The organism is Nocardioides sp. Leaf307, from assembly GCF_001423135.1.
GTDB classification, from domain to species: domain Bacteria; phylum Actinomycetota; class Actinomycetes; order Propionibacteriales; family Nocardioidaceae; genus Nocardioides; species Nocardioides kribbensis.
This window is the reverse complement of record NZ_LMNY01000001.1, coordinates 1,486,725-1,506,435: the sequence shown is the minus strand read 5'-3', so window position 1 is coordinate 1,506,435 and position 19,711 is coordinate 1,486,725. Positions and strand designations below refer to the sequence as shown.

The following is a 19,711-nucleotide window of genomic DNA, read 5'->3' as shown; positions in this document are numbered from 1 at the left end:
CGAGGCTAGTGCGCGGAGCGTGCCGGCGCCCGTCGCGACCGGTCGCTCTCGCGGGCCGGACGCACGCCAGGGGCGGCCCCCGGGTGGGGGCCGCCCCTGGCGGTGTCGTGCGGGCCCGCTGACGCGGGTCGGGCTCAGCCCTTGCGCTGGTTGATCTCCTCGGTCGCGGCGGGGAGCACCGCGTGCAGGTCGCCCACGACGCCGAAGTCGACGAGCTCGAAGATCGGCGCCTCCTCGTCCTTGTTGACCGCCACGATGGTCTTGGAGGTCTGCATCCCCGCGCGGTGCTGGATCGCACCGGAGATGCCGTTGGCGACGTAGAGCTGCGGCGAGACCGTCTTGCCGGTCTGGCCCACCTGGAAGCTGTGGGGCATCCAGCCGGAGTCGACCGCGGCGCGCGAGGCGCCGACGGCCGCGCCGAGGGCGTCGGCCAGGCCCTCGATGGGGGCGAAGTCGCCGCCGGTGCCACGACCGCCGGAGACCACGATCGCGGCCTCGGTCAGCTCGGGGCGACCGGTGGCCTGGCGCGGCTGGGCGGCCACGATCTGGGCCTTCTTGGCCGCGTCGGAGACGGTGGCGGCGAACTGCTCGACCTCACCGGCGCCCGCGGTCTCCTCGGGGGTGGCGGAGTTGGGCTTGACCGTGATGATCGGGGTGCCCTTGGTGACCTTCGCCTTGACGGTGTAGTTGCCGGCGAAGACGCTCTGCGTGGTCACGCCGCCGTCCTCGACGTCGACGGCGTCGGTGATCAGCCCGGAGCCGGTCTTGATGGCCAGGCGACCGGCCACCTCCTTGCCCTCGTAGCCCGAGACCAGCAGCACGGCGGCGGGCGAGGTCTTCTCGACCAGCTGCTGCAGCGCCTCGGCCTTGGGAGCCACCAGGTAGCCCTTGATCTCGGCGTCGTCGACGACGTAGATCTTGTCGGCACCGAAGGCCTTGAGCTTCTCGGCGGCCGCGGCGGAGGCGTCGGCGCCGCCGAAGAACACCGCGGAGGGCGAGCCGAGGCGCTTCGCCAGCGCGATCAGCTCGAAGGTCGGCTTGCGGATAGCGCCGTCGACGTGGTCGACGACGACCAGGACCTCAGTCATGGGTGTGTGCTCCTCGTCCTCAGATGAACTTCTTGGAGGCGAGGAAGCCCGTGAGCGCCGTGGCGCCCGAGCCCTCCTCGTCGGTCACGATCTCGCCGGCGGTGCGCGGCGGGCGGGCCGTGGTGTCCTCGACCTCGCTCCAGGCGACCGACAGGCCGACCTCGCCGGCGTCGACGCCGATGTCGGACAGCGACCAGGTCTCCATCGGCTTCTTCTTCGCCGCCATGATCCCCTTGAAGGAGGGGTAGCGGGCCTCGCCGGTCTGGTCGGTGACCGACAGCACGAGGGGGAAGGTGGCCCCGATGACCTCGGTGGCGGTGTCGGAGTCGCGCTTGACGCGGATCTGGTCGCCCTGGGTCTCGATGACCGAGGCGAAGGTCACCTGGGGCAGGTCGAGACGCTCGGCGAGCATCGCCGGGATCACGCTGCCCGAAGCGTCGGTCGAGGCCATGCCGCACATGACCAGGTCGACGGCCTGCTCCGAGCCGGCCTTCTCGATGGCCTTGGCCAGCACCAGCGAGGTGGCGATGTAGTCGGAGCCGGCGATGGCCTCGTCGGTGACGTGGATGCCCTTGTCGGCACCCATCTGCAGCGCCTTGCGCACGGCGTCGACGGCCTTGTCGGGGCCGACGCAGAGGGCGGTGACGGTGGTGTCGTCGCCGGCCTTCTCCTTGAGCTGGAGCGCCTGCTCGACGGCGTACTCGTCGAGCTCGCTGAGCAGCCCGTCGACGCCCACGCGGTCCACGGTGTTGTCCGACTCGAACTGCCGGTCGGCAGTGGCGTCGGGCACGTACTTCACACAGACAATGATGTTCATGGCAGATGGCCTGGACGGCCCCTCCTGTGCACTCGATGTGACCTCGAGGTTACCGCCGAGTCACTTCCGGCGGTACACGCCTCACTGGTTGGCTATCTCACATGCCTGACAGCGTCGCTGTCAGGGTCCTGCATCGCTCTGCTGCCCTGCTCAGGGGCGGATGACGCGCTCGAGGACGCGGCCCACCACGAGGTAGGCGACCGCCCCGAGGCCCCAGTTGACCAGGGCGTTCTTGGTGCCGGCGTTCTGTCCGTCGAACTTCATGATGCCGTCCTCGCGGGAGAAGACCCCCAGGTCGACGGCGTCGGCGGTCTCCTTCACGAAGGACACCAGCCCGTTGTCGGGGTTGGCGTCGACCGCGATGAGGAGCGCACCCACCGCCAGCGCGAGGGCGCAGAGCACGAAGACCGCCCACACCACCTGGGCCAGGCGCAGCCGGACGGCGGCGACCGCGGCGCCGCGGTCGCGTCGCGGTGCACGCGCCGGGCTCTCGGCCGCGGCCGTCCCCTCCTGCGCCGCGGTCTCGCCCCGCTTGCCCCGTCGGTTGCCCAGTCGGTCGGCCAGTCGTGCCACGGGTGACTCCTTCGTCGGTCGGATCCTCGGGGAAGGATGGCACACCGCCCCCGACGGGGCCCGAGGGTCTCAGCGGGCTCAGCGGCCCTCGAAGACCGCCTTGCCCGGGCCCTGCTCCACGAAGGAGGTCATGCCGATCTCGCGGTCGCGGGTGGCGAAGAGCGCCGCGAACTGCTGGCGCTCGATCTCCAGGCCGGTCTCGAGGTCGGTCTCCAGGCCGCGGTCCACGCACTCCTTGGCCGCGCGCACGGCGTACGCCGCGGCCGTGCTGAACTGGCGCGCCCAGGCCACGGCCTCCTCGTAGACCGACGCGGCGGGGTAGAGCCGGTCGACCAGGCCGATGGCCAGCGCCTCCTCGGCCGCCACGAAGCGGCCGGTGAAGATGATGTCCTTGGCGCGGCTCGGGCCGACCAGGCGGCTGAGCCGCTGGGTGCCGCCGGCGCCGGGGATGATGCCCAGCAGCACCTCGGGCTGGCCGAGCACGGCGTCGTCGGCGGCGAAGCGGACGTCGGCGGCCAGGGCCAGCTCGCAGCCCCCGCCGAGGGCGTAGCCGGTCACGGCGGCGACGACGGGCTTGGGGATGCGGGCCACCGCGGTGACCGCCGACTGCAGGGGGCCCGACCGCTTGACCATGTCGACGTGCGACATGTCGGCCATCTCCTTGACGTCGTTGCCGGCGGCGAAGACCCGCTCGCCGCCGTAGACGACGACGGCGCGCACGTCGTCGCGGTCGGTGGCCTCGGCGGCCGCGGCGCGGATCTCCTCCTGCACCTGCACGCTGATGGCGTTCATCTTCGGCCGGTCGAGCCGGATGGTGCCGACGCCGTCGGCGACCTCCAGCCGCACGAGCTCACCCATCGTCGTCCTCTTTCCCTGTCGTCGTCCTGCGGTCGGTGCTGCGGTCGGTGCTGCGGTCGGTGCTGCGGTCGGTGCTGGGCCCGGGTTTGGGCGGTAGTCCTCCGGCATGCTGCCACCATCGGCGATGATGCATGCCGTGACACCGACCAAGTGGACCCACCTCGGCCAGACCTCGCCGGTCTGGCCCGGCCGCAACTGGCCCCTCGGCGCGACCTGGAGCCAGGAGTCGACCAACTTCGCGGTCTACGCCCCGGCGGCGACCGAGGCGTGGGTCTGCATCTTCGAGGACGGCCCCGAGGGCCCCGACGGACCCGGGCCCGACGTGGAGACCCGCTACCCGCTCACCGAGCGGTCGCTGGGCATCTTCCACGGCGCCCTGCCCGCCCTGCCGCGCGGCACCCGCTACGGCTACCGCGTCGACGGCCCGTGGGACCCCGAGCGCGGCATGCGGTTCAACCCCGCCAAGCTCCTGCTCGACCCCTACGGCCTGGCGGTCTCGGGCGACTACACCCCCGACGCCGCGACCTTCGGCTACGTCCGCGGCGCACCGTCGGAGCAGGACCACGAGGACTCCGCGCCCCACGTGCCGCGCAGCGTCGTCGTCGACACCTCCTTCGACTGGGAGGGCGACACGCCCATGCGGCGCCGCTGGCGCGACACGGTGATCTACGAGGCCCACGTCAAGGGCATGACGCAGCTGCACCCCCGGGTCCCCGAGTGGCTGCGCGGCACCTACGCCGGCCTGGCCAACCCCGCGGTCATCGACTACCTCAAGGACCTCGGGGTCACGGCCGTCGAGCTGCTGCCCATCCACGAGTTCGTCTCCGAGCCCGGCCTGACCGAGCGCGGCGCGTCGAACTACTGGGGCTACAACTCCATCGGCTACTTCGCCCCCCACCACGCCTACGCCGCCACGGGTGACCGCGGCGAGCAGGTGGTGGAGTTCAAGAAGATGGTCAAGGCCTTCCACCAGGCCGGCCTGGAGGTCATCCTCGACGTCGTCTACAACCACACCGCCGAGGCGGGGCCGCTCGGACCCACGCTGTCCTTCCGCGGCCTCGACGACCGCGGCTTCTACAAGCGGGTCAAGCCCACCGTGGACGACAAGACCGGGGCGTCGACCTTCGTCGACACCTACTGGGACGTCACCGGCTGCGGCAACACGGTCAACACCGACGACCCGCAGGCGCTGCGGCTCATCCTCGACTCGCTGCGCTACTGGGTCACCGAGATGCACGTCGACGGCTTCCGCTTCGACCTGATGTCGGCACTGACCCGCACCGGCTACGACATCGACATGCGCTGCGCGCTGCTCACCGCCATCGGCCAGGACCCGGTCCTGCGCCACGTGAAGCTCATCGCCGAGGCGTGGGACGCCTCGATGGACGGCTACCTCGTGGGCCGGATGCCCCCGCCGTGGGTGGAGTGGAACGACCAGTACCGCGACACCATCCGCGACTTCTGGCGGGGGCAGTCCTCGGGCATCCACCGGGTCGCGACCCGGCTCGCCGGCTCCTCCGACCTCTACGCCGACGACGGCCGCTCGGCCTACAACTCGGTCAACTTCGTCACCGCCCACGACGGCTTCACGATGCGCGACGTCGTGTCCTACGACCACAAGCACAACGAGGCCAACGGCGAGGACAACCGCGACGGCACCGACAACAACCGCTCCTGGAACCACGGCGTCGAGGGCGACACCGACGACGCCGAGGTGCTCGAGCTGCGCCGGCGTCAGGCCGCCAACATGATGGCCACGCTCTGCCTGTCCAACGGCGTCCCGATGATCACCGCCGGCGACGAGCGCGGGCGCACCCAGCGCGGCAACAACAACGCCTACTGCCAGGACAACGAGCTGTCGTGGATCGACTGGTCCGACGACGACGCCTGGCTCGACGTCCTGCGCGTCACGAAGGCCGCGCTCCGGCTGCGTCGCGACCACGCCGCGCTGCGCCAGCGGCACTGGTTCGAGGGGCGGCCCACCATCCGCGGCGGTCCGAAGGACCTCGCGTGGATCCACCCGACGGGCCGGGAGATGACCGACGCCGACTGGCACGACCACGGTCTGAAGACGGTCGCCCTCTTCCTCTCGGGCGCGCCGCTGCGCTCCCCCGGCCCGCGCGGGCAGCAGCAGTTCGACAGCTCGTTCATGATCTGGCTCAACTCCAGCTCGCGACCGAGTCGCATCGAGCTGCCGGTCAACGACTGGGTGCGCGCCGGGGAGGTCGTGGTGAGCACCGACGTCGAGCTGCCGGTCGGCACCGCGGTCAAGGCCGGCGACGGGTTGGTGCTGGGCAGCCGCTCGGTGCTGGTGCTCCAGCAGACCGAGTAGCCGCCGCGGCCCCGGACGCACCCGGGGGTCAGGGCAGGGCCACCACGCCCAGCTCGGCGACCGAGGCCAGCCGCGGGTGCCGCGGCACGACCCGGGCGGTGTAGCCGAAGGGCCCGGAGTGGTCGAGCACGACCTCGCCGTCGAAGCGGTGGCGGCCCCCCTCGTAGGTCTCGCCGACGGCGAGGTCGACGGTGACGGTGTCGACCAGCTCGTCCTCGCCGGTGGCGCGGCCGTGCACCAGCTGCACGGTGACGTCGTCGGGCGCCAGGTCGCCGAGGGCCACGAAGGCCCGCACGCTCAGCACCGCGCCCACCTCGGGGGCGTCGCCGACCCCGCTGGACTCCACGTGCTCGACGCGCACGCCCGGCCACGCCGCGCGGACCCGTGCCTTCCAGGTCGCGAGCTCCCGGGCCCCCGACTCGTCGGCGCCCAGCGCCCGGGAGGTGGCCGCGGCCGGGGCGTAGAGGGTGCGCACGTAGTCGCGCACCATGCGCGTCGCGAGCACCTTCGGCCCCAGCGACTTCAGCGTGTGGCGCAGCATCTCGACCCACCGGGTCGGCACGCCGGCGGCGTCGACGTCGTAGAAGCGGGGCGCGACCTCGTTCTCCAGCAGCGTGTAGAGCGCGTCGGCCTCGAGGTCGTCGCGGCGCTCGGTGTCCTCCACGCCGTCGGCCGACGGGATGGCCCAGCCGTTCTCCCCGTCGTACCACTCGTCCCACCACCCGTCGAGGACGGAGAGGTTGAGCCCGCCGTTGAGCGCGGCCTTCATCCCCGAGGTGCCGCAGGCCTCGTAGGGCCGCAGGGGGTTGTTGAGCCACACGTCGCAGCCGGGGTAGAGCGGCTGGGCCATGGCGATGTCGTAGTCGGGCAGGAACACGATGCGGTGCCGCACCTCCGGGTCGTCGGCGAAGCGCACCAGCTCCTGGATCAGCCGCTTGCCGCCGTCGTCGGCGGGGTGCGACTTGCCCGCGATCACCAGCTGCACCGGGCGGTCGGGGTCGAGCAGGAGCCGCCTGAGGCGGGCCGGGTCGCGCAGCATCAGCGTGAGTCGCTTGTACGACGGCACCCTGCGGGCGAAGCCCACCGTCAGCACGTCGGGGTGCAGCGCCGAGTCCACCCAGCCGAGCTCGGCGCGCGAGGCGCCCCGGTGCTCCCAGGAGGCGGCCAGTCGCCGGCGCGCCTCGTGCACCAGCCGCTCGCGCAGCTGCCGCTTGACCGCCCACATCCGCTCCGCCGGCACGGTGTCGACCGCCGCCCAGAAGGCGTCGGTGTCGTCGCCGTCGGGGTCGGCGCCCTCGCCGGCCGCGAGCTCGAGGATCTCCCGGGCCACCCAGGTCGGGGCGTGCACGCCGTTGGTGATCGACCCGATCGGCACCTCCGCCTCGTCGAAGGCGGGCCACAGACCGTGGAACATGCCGCGGCTGACCTCGCCGTGCAGCAGCGAGACGCCGTTGGCGCGCTGGGCCAGGCGGAAGCCCATGACGGCCATGTTGAAGACGCCGGCGTCGCCGCCGGGGTAGTCCTCGGCGCCCAGGGCGAGCACGCGCTCCACCGGCACCCCGGGGGTCGGGCCGGCGTCGGAGAAGTACTGCTCGACCAGGGTGCGCGAGAAGCGGTCGATGCCGGCCGGCACCGGCGTGTGGGTGGTGAAGACCGTCGAGGCGCGGCCGATCTCGAGCGCGGTGTCGAAGTCCAGCCCCGGTCCGGCGGGGTCGGCGGTGAGCTCGCGGATGCGCTCCAGGCCCAGGAAGCCGGCGTGGCCCTCGTTGGTGTGGAAGACCTCGGGAGCGGGGTGGCCGGTGATGCGGGCGAAGGCGCGCAGGGCGCGCACGCCGCCGACGCCCAGCAGCATCTCCTGGCGCAGGCGGTGCTCGCTGGTGCCGCCGTAGAGGCGGTCGGTGACGTCGACGTAGTGCTCGGGGTTGCCCTCGACGTCGGTGTCGAGCATGAGGAGCGGCACCCGTCCGACGGAGGCCACCCAGATCCGGGCGAGCAGCTCGGGTCCGTCGGGCATGGCCAGGCTGATGAGCGCGCGCTCCCCCGAGGGCTCGCGCAGCAGGGAGATCGGCAGCTCGTCGGGATCGAGCACCGGGTAGGTCTCCTGCTGCCACCCCTCGCGCGACAGCGCCTGGGTGAAGTACCCGTGGCGGTAGAGCAGGCCGACGCCCACCACCGGCACACCGAGGTCGCTGGCGGCCTTGAGGTGGTCGCCGGCCAGGATGCCGAGGCCCCCGGAGTACTGCGGCAGCACCGAGGTGATGCCGAACTCCGGGGAGAAGTAGGCGACCGCGCGCGGACCCTCCAGCGAGCCGCTCGCGGTGGCCCGCTGGTACCACCGCTGCGAGCCGAGGTAGGCCGCGAGGTCGGCACGGGCCTCCTCCAGTCGGGCCAGGAAGGCCTCGTCGTGGGCCAGCGCGTCGAGGCGGGCCCGCGAGACCGCACCGAGCAGGCGGACCGGGTCGCGACCGCTCGACTCCCACAGGGCGGGGTCGACAGCGGCAAACACGTCCTGCGTCGGCGGGTGCCAGCACCAGCGCAGGTTGCCCGCGAGCTCGCCGAGCGCAGCGAGGGACTCGGGCAGCACGGGACGGACGGTGAACCGGCGGATGGCGCGCATCCCGGCAAGGTAGCGGCTGGACTTGATCGTTCCAAGAGGCACCGCGTAGGTGGGGCCGCCCGGCGGCGCCGTGTCACGTTCGTGTTTCGTGGCGCGCCCGCGCATAACGTCGGGCCCGCACCCGCCGTTGTGCTGGCCATGACACCTCCCGCCAGGCGCCGTCGCACCACGGCCGCCCTCGCCCTGCTGACCGCGGCCGTGCTGCCCGGTCTCACGCAACTGCCGGCCGTCGCCGGCACCTCCCCGGTCGCGGCCACGGCCGACCCCGCCCTCCACCCCGACGACGTGGTCACCCTCGGCGACCCGGTCGCCGGACTGGCCGACCTCGACGTGCGCGACGCGGTCGCGCCCCTGGCCTCCCAGCGCGCCGCCGTCGCCGCGCTCGGCGACGTGGACCTGCGGTGGAACGCCTCCGGCACGCCCTCCTCCATCCTGCCCGCCGACGGCGTGCTCGGCCCCGACGCCGGCACCCCCGTGCAGACCGCCCGCGCCTGGCTGGCCGACCACGCGGGCCTCTTCGGGCTGCGCGCCGCCGACCTGGCCGGCCTGGTGCTGGTCAACGACCAGGCGATGCCCGACACCGCGGCCCGCGCCGTGCTCCTGCGCCAGGACTTCGGCGGGCTGGCCCCCGCCCGGGGCGGCCTGGTCACCGTCGGCATCGCCGCCGACGGCACCGTCGCCTACGTCTCCTCCTCCCTCGCGCGCACCACCGCCGCGCCCCCGGCCGCCTCCCTCAGCCCGCTCCAGGGCTGGGTGGCCGCGACCCGCGACGTGCGACCGACCTTCGACACCGGTCTGGTCGGCGACATCGTCGACTCCGTCTCCGGTGGCTGGACGCGGCTGCGGGTGCCCGGCTTCGCCCAGGAGCAGCAGGTGCGCCTGCGTGCGCTCCCGATGCCCGACGGCACCGTGCGCGCGGTCCTCGAGGCCAACGTCGTCGACACCGAGGCGGGCGAGGCCTTCGCCTACACCTCGCTGGTCGACGCCGTCACCGGCGACGTCCTCGTGCGGCAGAACCAGGTCGAGAACGCGATGTACAACGACGTGTTCACCGGCTCCGTCACCGCCGCCGCGTGCGGGCCGACGCACACCTTCGAGCTCGGCGACGACCTCACCCGCTCCATCAACGCCGTCGGCGTGGCCGCGCCCACCGACGACCTCACCGTCAAGCTCTTCGGCCCCGACGGCGACCTGCTGCTCGCCCAGGACCTGCTGACCAGCCCCGAGGTGCTCACCTACACCGCCGACGAGATCCCCGCGGGCGTCTACTCGGTGCAGGTGTGCCCCTTCGACGCGGCCTCCGTCGTCGTCGGCCAGTACGCCCTCACCGTCTCCACCAGCGACCAGGCCGCGCCCGCGACCGGCGGCGGCCTCCCCGACCCGCGCTGGCGCTACTTCACGGCCAACCCCGCCATGACCAGCCTCGGCGAGGCCACGCCGACCAACTCCGTCATCGGCTGCTGGGTCCAGGGCGCCGGCTGCACCACGCCGACCGGCCCCTTCCGCAACCCCGCCTCGGTCGGGCCGTGGGACACCGTCGGCGGCACCGTGCCCACGCTGACCACGGTCGGCAACAACGCCAACACCCACGAGGCCTGGGCCAGCCCGCTGACACCGGGCGGCTTCTTCCAGGCCCCGGTCTCCCCCACCCGTGACTACACCACGGAGTTCACCGACGCCTGGAACAACTCCCGGTGCGACCCCGCCCAGCTGGTGCCGGGCGGCAACGACATCGACGCCTCGGTGGGCAACCTGTTCGTCTCGCACAACCGCATGCACGACTACTCCTACTACCTCGGCTTCACCGAGGAGAACTACAACCTCCAGCTCGACAACCACGGCCGCGGCGGCGTCGGCGGCGACCAGGAGATCGGCAACGCCCAGGCCGGCGCCATCACCGGCGCGACGTACCTCACCGGCCTCGGGCGCGACAACGCCAACCAGATCGCCCTGCAGGACGGCATCCCCGGCATCACCAACCAGTACCTCTTCCAGCCCATCGCCGGGGCCTTCTACGCCCCCTGCACCGACGGCGGGCTCGACATGGGCATCGTCGGCCACGAGTACACCCACGCCATCAGCAACCGGATGGTCGCCGGGCCCGACGAGGGCCTGACCTCCGAACAGGGCGGCGCGATGGGCGAGTCGTGGAGCGACCTGGTGGCCGCGGAGTACCAGTTCAGCCACGGCTACGACAACGGCGGCAACATCTGGGCCGTCGGCGTCTACGCCACCGGCAACACGTCGGTGGCCATCCGCGACTACTCCATCGACAAGAACCCGCTGAACTACTCCGACTACGGCTTCGACACCACCGGCGCCGAGGTCCACGCCGACGGCGAGATCTGGAACGGCACCCAGTGGTCGGTGCGCCAGGCGCTCGTGCGCAAGTGGAACGACCGCTTCCCCTACGCCGACCAGCGGCTCCAGCTGCGCTGCGCCCAGGGCGACCAGACCGTGTCGCCGCTGCCGGCCAACCTGTGCCCGGGCAACCGCCGCTGGGTCCAGCTGATGTTCGACTCCTTCCTGCTCCAGCAGGGCGCCACCTCGATGCTCGACGCCCGCGACGCCATGCTCGCCGCCGACCGGATGCGCTTCGAGGGCAAGAACCAGACGGTCATGTGGAAGGCCTTCGCCCAGCGCGGCATGGGCCGGGGCGCCTCGGTGCCCGACGCCGACTCCGAGGCCACCGTGCCCGGCTTCGCCTCGCCGCGGCAGAAGAACGGCACGGTGCGCTTCACCGGCGCCGCTCCTGACACCGAGGTCTACGTCGGCCACTACGAGGCCCGCGCCACCCCGGTGGCCGACCTGTCCCGGTCGACCCGGAGGCTGCGGGAGACGGCCGCCTTCGTCCCGGGCCGCTACGAAATGCTCGCGGTCTCGGAGAAGCAGGGCTTCCGCCGCTTCACGATGACGGTGCGTCCCGGTGCCCGGACCGTGCGGATCGGCGGGGCCACCAACCTCGCCGCGAAGGCGTCCGGGGCCTCGGTCCTCGCCGCCACCGAGGGCTCGCGCAACGCCGCCTTCCTCATCGACGGCACCGAGGCCACCAACTGGGGCGGCGTGACCACGGAGAACGTCGACGTCTCCCGCCCCTCGGTGTCGGTGGACCTCGCCGGGGGCAGGCACACCGTCCGCCGGGTCCAGGTCAGCGCCCTGCTGACCCCCGCCCCGGCCGACCCGGACGCGCTGCCGCTGGCCGTCGACGAGGACCCCGACTCCGGCTCCCGCTTCACCGCGCTGCGGAAGTTCGCGATCGAGGTGTGCACCTCGGGCTGCTCGGGCCCGCGGGCCACCTGGAAGCGGGTCTTCGTGTCGCGGGCCGACGCCTTCCCGGGCAGGCGCCCCCGCCCGGTCGCGCCCGACCAGACCATGCGCAGCTTCCGCATCGGGGCGGTCCAGGCCTCGGCCGTGCGCCTGGTGACCCTGGAGAACCAGTGCACCGGCTTCGCCGGCTACGCCGGTGAGTCCGACGCCGACCCGCTCAACGACACCGACTGCGCCACGGCCTCCGACCGCGGCACGATCGTGCACGCCGCGGAGCTGCAGGTCTTCACCCGCTGAGTCGCGCGGGCCCGGGCCCGCCGCCGTACGTCGACACCCCTGCGGTCACCCGCAGGGGTGTCGACGCGTCTCCTGCCTTGCAACGCCGCGGGCAGGCCGGTTGGGTGGACGCATGGTCGGACGCATCCCAGTCATGAACGTCATGCCCCTCGTCGACCTCGGTCGGCTCCCCGCGAAGGCCACCGTGGGCGAGCCGATGCCGGTGTCGGCCACGGTCTTCCGCGAGGGCCACGACAAGCTCGGCGCCGAGGTGGTGCTGGTCAGCCCCGACGGGGAGCGCCGCGCCCCCGTGCGCATGGCCAAGCACCCCACGACGCCCGACCACTACGAGGCGTGGGTGACCCCCGACGCCGGTGGCGCCTGGTCCTTCGAGGTGCACGCCTGGTCCGACCCGATCGCCACCTGGCAGCACGCCGCGGGCCTCAAGGTGCCCGCCGGCGTCGACGTCGACCTGATGTTCACCGAGGGCCGCCTGCTGCTCGAGCAGGTGCGCGAGCAGCTGGCCGCCGACGACCGTCGGGGCGCCGAGCTGGTGGCGGCCGGGCTCGCCGCCGCGGTGGACGAGCAGCGTCCCGTCGAGGCGCGCCTGGCCGCCCTCCAGGACCCCGCCCTCGAGGCGGTCCTGCTGGCCCACCCCGTGCGCGAGCTGGTCACCGTCGAGGGCCCCTTCCCGCTCTACGCCGACCGCCCCCGGGCGCTCTTCGGCAGCTGGTACGAGTTCTTCCCGCGCTCGGAGGGCGCGACCCGCGACGAGACCACGGGCGCGGTCACCAGCGGCACGTTCCGCACGGCGGCGAAGCGGCTCGACGCGGTCGCGGCCATGGGCTTCGACGTGCTCTACCTGCCCCCGATTCACCCCATCGGCGAGGTCAACCGCAAGGGACCCAACAACACCCTGACCCCCGGCCCCGACGACCCGGGCTCGCCGTGGGCGATCGGGTCCAAGGACGGCGGCCACGACGCGGTCCACCCCGACCTCGGCACGCTCGAGGACTTCGACGCCTTCGTGGCCCGCGCGCGCGAGCTCGACATCGAGGTCGCCCTCGACCTCGCGCTCCAGGCGGCGCCCGACCACCCGTGGGTGACCACCAACCCCGAGTTCTTCACCACCCGCGCCGACGGCACCATCGCCTACGCCGAGAACCCGCCGAAGAAGTACCAGGACATCTACCCGGTCAACTTCGACAACGACCCCCGCGGCATCTGCCGCGAGGTGCTGCGGGTGGTGCGGCACTGGATGGCCCACGGCGTGCGGATCTTCCGGGTCGACAACCCCCACACCAAGCCGGTGGCCTTCTGGGAGTGGCTGCTCAAGGAGGTGCGCCGCACCGATCCCGACGTGCTCTTCCTGGCCGAGGCCTTCACCCGCCCGGCGATGATGCGCGGGCTGGGCGCCGTCGGCTTCCACCAGTCCTACACCTACTTCACCTGGCGCACCGCCAAGTGGGAGATCGAGGACTACCTGCGCGAGCTGTCCTCGGAGACCGACCACATGATGCGGCCGAACTTCTTCGTCAACACCCCCGACATCCTCCACGGCTTCCTGCAGTACGGCGGCCCCGCCGCGTTCAAGATCCGCGCCGCGCTGGCGGCCACCAGCTCCCCCACGTGGGGGGTCTACGCCGGCTACGAGCTCTACGAGCACGTCGCGGTGCGCCCCGGCAGCGAGGAGTACCTCGACTCGGAGAAGTACCAGATCCGCATCCGCGACTGGGAGGGCGCCGAGGCCGAGGGCCGCACGCTCGCGCCGTACCTCACGCGGCTCAACGAGATCCGGCGCGCCCACCCCGCGCTCCAGCAGCTGCGCAACGTGGTGATCCACGCCAGCGACGACGAGAACGTGCTCGTCTACAGCAAGCAGCTGCCCCCGGGCAGTGCCGCGGAGGCCGGTCGCGACGACACGGTGCTCGTCGTGCTCAACCTCGACCCCCACGCCACCCGCGAGACCACCGTCCACCTCGACCTGCCCGCGATGGGCATGGAGTGGGGCGACTCCTTCCTCGTCACCGACGAGATCTCCGGCGAGGCCTGGACCTGGAGCCAGCACAACTACGTGCGCCTCGACCCCCACCACGAGCCCGCCCACGTCTTCTCCGTCAGGAGGACCGCATGAGCACCAGCCCCGACACCCGCCCTGAGACCCGCACCGAGACCCGCACCGACCCGGTCGAGGACCAGCACGACGGCCCCGGCCCGGCGCCCGACGGCCCGCCCCTGGGCGCCGACCCCGTCGAGGACGGCCACACCAGCTCCGGCGTCGACGCCGGGGAGGCGGCGTACTCCACGCCCGACTGGTTCAAGACCGCCGTCTTCTACGAGGTGCTGGTCCGCTCCTTCCGCGACTCCAACGGCGACGGCACCGGCGACTTCCGCGGCCTGGTCGAGAAGCTCGACTACCTCGAGTGGCTGGGCGTCGACTGCCTGTGGATCCCGCCGTTCTTCCCCAGCCCGCTGCGCGACGGCGGCTACGACGTCGCCGACTACACCGGCGTGCTGCCCCAGATCGGCTCGATCGAGGACTTCCGCTACTTCCTCGAGCAGGCCCACGAGCGCGGCATCCGCGTGATCATCGACTTCGTCATGAACCACACCAGCGACCAGCACCCGTGGTTCCAGGCCAGCCGCTCCGACCCCGACGGCCCCTACGGCGACTTCTACGTCTGGTCCGACACCGACGAGCTCTACTCCGACGCCCGCATCATCTTCGTCGACACCGAGCCCTCGAACTGGACCTGGGACCCCGTGCGCCAGCAGTACTTCTGGCACCGCTTCTTCTCCCACCAGCCCGACCTCAACTTCGACAACCCCAAGGTCCACGAGGCGATGATCGAGGCCATGTCGTTCTGGCTCGACATGGGCCTCGACGGCTTCCGGCTCGACGCCGTGCCCTACCTCTATGAGCGCCCCGGTACCGACGGCGAGAACCTCCTCGAAACCCACGACTTCCTGCGCACCGTCAGGTCCTACGTCGACGAGCACTACCCCGGTCGCGTGCTGCTGTGCGAGGCCAACCAGTGGCCCAACGACGTGGTGGAGTACTTCGGCGACTTCGAGTCCGGGGGCGACGAGTGCCACATGGCCTTCCACTTCCCGGTGATGCCGCGCATCTTCATGGCCGTGCGCCGCGAGTCGCGCTTCCCGATCTCGGAGATCCTCGAGCAGACCCCGGCGATCCCCCACAACTGCCAGTGGGGCATCTTCCTGCGCAACCACGACGAGCTGACCCTGGAGATGGTCACCGACGAGGACCGCGACTACATGTGGTCGGAGTACGCCAAGGACCCCCGCATGAAGGCCAACATCGGCATCCGCCGACGGCTGGCGCCGCTGCTGGAGAACGACACCAACCAGATCGAGCTCTTCAACGCGCTCCTGCTCTCGCTGCCCGGCAGCCCGGTGCTCTACTACGGCGACGAGATCGGCATGGGCGACAACATCTGGCTCGGCGACCGCGACGGCGTGCGCACCCCGATGCAGTGGACCTCCGACCGCAACGCCGGCTTCTCCTCGGCGAACCCCGGTCGCCTGGACCTGCCGGTGGTGCAGGACGCGATCTACGGCTACGAGTCGGTCAACGTCGAGGCGCAGCTGGAGAACTCCTCCTCGCTGCTGCACTGGACGCGCCGCATGATCCACGCGCGTCGCAACCACCCGGCCTTCGGTCTCGGCGACTTCCACGACCTCGGCGGCTCCAACTCCACGGTGCTCTCCTACGTGCGCACCCACGTCGCCGACGACGGCACCGAGGACACCATCCTCTGCGTCAACAACCTCTCCCGCTTCCCGCAGCCGGTCGAGCTCGACCTGCGCCGCTACGAGGGCTGCCGGCCCGTGGAGCTGCTGGGTGGGGTCTCCTTCCCCGAGATCGGCGAGCTGCCCTACCTGCTGACCCTGGCCGGCTACGGGTTCTACTGGTTCCGCCTGACACCGAGCGACAAGCCTCACGAGGGACAGCTGCTGTGAGCGACCCGACGACACCCCCGGCCACACCCCCGGCCACGCCCCCGACCCACCTCGACCCCCAGGTCTTCGTCGACTACCTGGGCCGCACCCGCTGGTTCGCCGGCAAGGGGCGCCCCTTCACGGTCAGCGCGATCCGCCGCATCGGGATCCTGCCCGGCCAGGTGGAGGGCCCGCCCACCGTGGCGGTGCACCTGGTCGAGCTGACCTACTCCGACGTCGCCGCCGACGCGCCCGACGCCGTGGAGCTCTACCAGGTGCCGCTGGCCTTCTACACCGACCCCGAGCCCCGCCTCGACCACGCCTTCATCGGCTGGTGGGAGGAGCCGGGCCTGGGCTGGGTGCACGCCTACGACGCGCTCCACGACCGTCGCGCCATGGCGGGCTGGCTGCGCTCCTTCCACCAGGCCGCCTCGCGCCCCGGCGGCAACATGACCGACGAGCGCAGCACCATGGCCTTCCACCGGCTGCCGGGCCACGAGCTCGACACCGACGTGCACTCCACGCTCTTCTCCGGTGAGCAGTCGAACTCCTCGGTGGCCTACGGCGAGGACTCGCTGATGAAGGTCTTCCGTAAGGTGACCGTGGGCGTCAACCCCGACATCCAGGTGCACGAGGTCCTCACCCGCTCCGACAGCGACAAGGTCGCCGCCCTCTACGGCTGGCTGGACTGGATGGACGAGACCGCCGACGGCGGCACGGGCGCGGTGGTGCAGCTGGCGATGCTGCAGCAGTTCCTCCGCACCGCCAGCGACGGCTGGGACCTCGCCCTCTCCAGCGTGCGCAACCTCTTCGCCGACCCCGAGCTGCACGCCCACGAGGTCGGCGGCGACTTCGCCGGCGAGGCCACCCGCCTCGGCGAGGCCCTGCGCGAGATCCACGCCCTGCTGGCCGAGCAGTTCCCGACCCGGGTGCTCGGCGCCGAGGAGACCGCCGGGATCGGCGCGGCCATGACCGCGCGGCTCGAGGCGGCCACCGCGGTGCAGCCGAGCCTCGCGGCCCACGCCGCGGGCCTGCGCGCCGCCTACGACCGCGTCGCCTCCCTCGGCGAGGTCGAGGTGCAGCGCGTGCACGGCGACCTGCACCTGGGCCAGACCCTGCGCACCGCGAAGGGCTGGAAGATCGTGGACTTCGAGGGCGAGCCCGCCAAGCCCCTGCACGAGCGGCTGCTGCCCGACTCCCCCTGGCGCGACGTCGCCGGGATGCTGCGCTCCTTCGACTACGCCCCGCGCGTGGTCGAGCGCCAGCTGCTGGAGGAGGACCCCTCGGGCGCCGAGCAGCGCAGCGTGCGCGCCGCCGAGTGGGCGCACCGCAGCCGCAACCACTTCCTCACCGCCTACAGCGGTGGTGACATGAGCGAGGCCGAGCACGTGCTGCTCGCCGCCTACCTCGCCGACAAGGCGGTCTACGAGACCGTCTACGAGACCCGCAACCGTCCGGCCTGGGTGGACATCCCACTCGCGGCCGTGGCTGAGATCGGAGCGGCATGACCCCGCAGTCCCCGCAGTCCTCCCCCGTGGCCGTCCCGACCGACGAGCTCGACCTGCTCGTCTCGGGGCAGCACGGCGACCCGCACGCGGTGCTCGGCGCCCACCCCGGCCCCGGCGGCGTGACCGTGCGCGCCCTGAAGCCGCTCGCCTCCGGCGTCACCGTGCGCGGCGCCTGGGGCGAGACCGCGCTGACCCACGAGCACGAGGGCGTCTGGGTCGGTGTGCTCCCCGTCGAGGAGGTGCCCGACTACCGGCTGCTCGTCGCCTACGACGGCGAGCCGCACGAGGTCGACGACCCCTACCGCTTCCTGCCCACCGTGCGCGAGATGGACCTCCACCTCATCAACGAGGGCCGGCACGAGCTGCTGTGGACCGTGCTCGGCGCCCACGTGCACCACTACGAGGGCGGGGTGTCCGGCACGTCGTTCGCGGTCTGGGCGCCCGCGGCGCGCGGCGTGCGGCTGATCTCGGAGGTCAACGGCTGGGACGGCCGCCAGCACCCGATGCGCCAGCTCGGCACGTCGGGGGTCTGGGAGCTCTTCGTCCCGGGCGTCGGCAGCGGCACGGCGTACAAGTTCGCGATCCTCACCGCCGAGGGCCGCTGGCTGGAGAAGGCCGACCCGATGGCCGCCTGGGCCGAGGTGCCCGCCGCGACCGCGTCCAAGGTCTACGAGTCGACCCACACCTGGGCCGACCAGGAGTGGATGGAGGCGCGGGCGGCCAAGCAGCCGGTGGCCGAGGCGATGAGCGTCTACGAGATGCACCTGGCGTCGTGGAAGAAGCACCACGACGGCTCGATGTGGGACTACGACGCACTGGCCGACGACCTGGTGGGCTACCTCGCCGACCTCGCCTTCACCCACGTCGAGCTGATGCCGGTGATGCAGCACCCCTTCGGCGGGTCGTGGGGCTACCACGTCACCTCCTACTTCGCCCCCGACTCCCGCTTCGGCGACCCCGACGGCTTCCGCCGCCTCGTCGACCGGCTGCACCGGGCCGGCATCGGCGTCATCCTCGACTGGGTGCCCGGCCACTTCGCCACCGACGAGTGGGCGCTGGCCCGCTTCGACGGCACCCCGCTCTACGAGGACCCCAACCCCCAGCGCGGCTGGCACAAGGAGTGGGGCTCCCACATCTTCAACTTCGGGCGTCCGGAGGTGCGCAACTTCCTCTACGCCAACGCGATCTACTGGCTCGAGGAGTTCCACGCCGACGGGCTGCGCGTCGACGGCGTCGCCTCGATGCTCTACCTCGACTACTCCCGCGAGGAGGGCGAGTGGACCCCCAACGTCCACGGCGGGCGGGAGAACCTCGAGGCCGTGCAGTTCCTGCAGGAGATGAACGCCACCGCCTACAAGCGGGTGCCCGGGATCGTGACCATCGCCGAGGAGTCGACCTCCTGGCCCGGCGTGACCCGCCCGACCTCGGCCGACGGCCTGGGCTTCGGCTTCAAGTGGAACATGGGCTGGATGCACGACTCGCTGGACTACGTCGCCCACGAGCCGGTGCACCGCGCCCACCACCACGGCGAGATGACCTTCTCCCTGGTCTACGCCTGGTCGGAGAACTACGTGCTCCCGATCAGCCACGACGAGGTCGTGCACGGCAAGGGGTCGCTGCTGCGCAAGATGCCCGGTGACCGCTGGCAGCAGCTGGCCAACCTGCGCGCCTACCTCGGCTTCATGTGGGCCCACCCCGGCAAGCAGCTGCTGTTCATGGGCGCTGAGATGGGCCAGGAGTCGGAGTGGGCCGAGTCGCGCGAGCTCGACTGGTGGCTGCTGGACCACCCCGAGCACCGCGGCGTGCACTCCCTGGTGCGCGACCTCAACCGCACCTACGTCGACACCCCGGCGCTGTGGGCGCTCGACCACGACCCGACCGGCTTCCGCTGGATCGACGCCAACGACGCCGGCCGCAACACGTTCTCCTTCGTGCGCCACGGCGGCGAGGGCGCGGCCGACCTGGTCTGCGTGACGAACTTCTCCGCGATCCCCCACCACGACTACCGGCTCGGCCTGCCCGCGGCCGGTGAGTGGGAGGAGGTGCTCAACACCGACTCCAGCGGCTACACCGGCTCCGGCGTCGGCAACCTCGGCTCGGTCGTCGCCGTGCCGGGCGAGCACGTCGGTCAGCCGGCCCACGCCGACGTCGTGGTGCCGCCGCTCGCGACCGTCTGGCTGCGCCGCCGGACCTGAGCCCGAGCCGAGGTGTTACCCGCCCGTGACGCCCCGACACGGGCGGGTAACACGCACCTGGTGGGTTGTGGGTCATGACCACCTCGGGAACCCCTGACCACCTGTCCTCCCTCGCCCGACGGGCCCTCCTGCGCGGCGCGGCCGCGGGCGCTGTCGGCGCCGGGGCCCTCGGCGCGACAAGCGCCCCGGCGGGTGCCTCACCCGGACGTCGGGCGCC

Annotated in this window: 11 protein-coding genes; 6 read left to right on the top strand and 5 right to left on the bottom strand. The window is 72.2% G+C overall.

The features are described 5' to 3' along the window. Window positions 1-134 precede the first annotated feature (134 nt). From ASF50_RS06860 to ASF50_RS06845, 4 genes are all read right to left on the bottom strand, one after another. Complete coding sequence (locus ASF50_RS06860) at window positions 135-1,088, bottom strand: electron transfer flavoprotein subunit alpha/FixB family protein (RefSeq protein WP_056864168.1); 954 nt, start codon at window positions 1,086-1,088, stop codon at window positions 135-137. A gap of 19 nt (window positions 1,089-1,107) precedes the next feature. Further along, complete coding sequence (locus tag ASF50_RS06855) at window positions 1,108-1,905, bottom strand: electron transfer flavoprotein subunit beta/FixA family protein (RefSeq protein ID WP_056864167.1); 798 nt, start codon at window positions 1,903-1,905, stop codon at window positions 1,108-1,110. Window positions 1,906-2,055: 150 nt separating this feature from the next. Continuing rightward, window positions 2,056-2,478, bottom strand: a complete 423-nt coding sequence (locus tag ASF50_RS06850) for a hypothetical protein (protein WP_228942606.1) — start codon at window positions 2,476-2,478, stop codon at window positions 2,056-2,058. 78 nt (window positions 2,479-2,556) lie between these two features. Next, complete coding sequence (locus ASF50_RS06845) at window positions 2,557-3,336, bottom strand: enoyl-CoA hydratase/isomerase family protein (protein WP_056903864.1); 780 nt, start codon at window positions 3,334-3,336, stop codon at window positions 2,557-2,559. Window positions 3,337-3,472: 136 nt separating this feature from the next. On the opposite strand from ASF50_RS06845, the gene glgX reads away from it, so the two are divergent. Then, complete coding sequence (gene glgX / locus ASF50_RS06840; protein WP_056864165.1) at window positions 3,473-5,668, top strand: glycogen debranching protein GlgX; 2,196 nt, start codon at window positions 3,473-3,475, stop codon at window positions 5,666-5,668. Window positions 5,669-5,696: 28 nt separating this feature from the next. On the opposite strand, the gene glgP is transcribed toward glgX, so the two are convergent. After that, entirely contained in the window at window positions 5,697-8,285 is a 2,589-nt protein-coding gene (gene glgP, locus ASF50_RS06835) for an alpha-glucan family phosphorylase (RefSeq protein WP_056903863.1), read from the bottom strand. 138 nt (window positions 8,286-8,423) lie between these two features. Between glgP and ASF50_RS06830 the strand changes: the two genes are divergently transcribed. The 5 genes from ASF50_RS06830 (at window position 8,424) to glgB (ending at window position 19,494) form a co-directional block, all read left to right on the top strand. Continuing rightward, on the top strand, window positions 8,424-11,849 hold the full coding sequence (locus tag ASF50_RS06830) for a M36 family metallopeptidase (RefSeq protein ID WP_056904268.1): 3,426 nt from the start codon (window positions 8,424-8,426) through the stop codon (window positions 11,847-11,849). A 112-nt stretch (window positions 11,850-11,961) separates the two neighbouring features. Beyond that, window positions 11,962-13,962: an alpha-1,4-glucan--maltose-1-phosphate maltosyltransferase gene (locus ASF50_RS06825; RefSeq protein ID WP_056903862.1), complete on the top strand. Its 2,001-nt coding sequence runs from the start codon at window positions 11,962-11,964 to the stop codon at window positions 13,960-13,962. Beyond that, window positions 13,959-15,812, top strand: a complete 1,854-nt coding sequence (treS, locus tag ASF50_RS06820) for a maltose alpha-D-glucosyltransferase (RefSeq protein WP_082502832.1) — start codon at window positions 13,959-13,961, stop codon at window positions 15,810-15,812. The genes ASF50_RS06825 and treS overlap by 4 nt, the downstream gene beginning before the upstream one ends. Then, window positions 15,809-17,299 carry a maltokinase N-terminal cap-like domain-containing protein gene (locus tag ASF50_RS06815; RefSeq protein ID WP_056903861.1) on the top strand — a complete coding sequence of 497 codons (1,491 nt, stop codon included), beginning with the start codon at window positions 15,809-15,811 and terminating at the stop codon, window positions 17,297-17,299. Before treS ends, ASF50_RS06815 begins: the two co-directional genes overlap by 4 nt. Further along, window positions 17,296-19,494 (top strand): 1,4-alpha-glucan branching protein GlgB, encoded by a 2,199-nt coding sequence (gene glgB, locus ASF50_RS06810; protein ID WP_056903860.1) that lies wholly within the window; start codon window positions 17,296-17,298, stop codon window positions 19,492-19,494. The genes ASF50_RS06815 and glgB overlap by 4 nt, the downstream gene beginning before the upstream one ends. Window positions 19,495-19,711 lie beyond the last annotated feature (217 nt).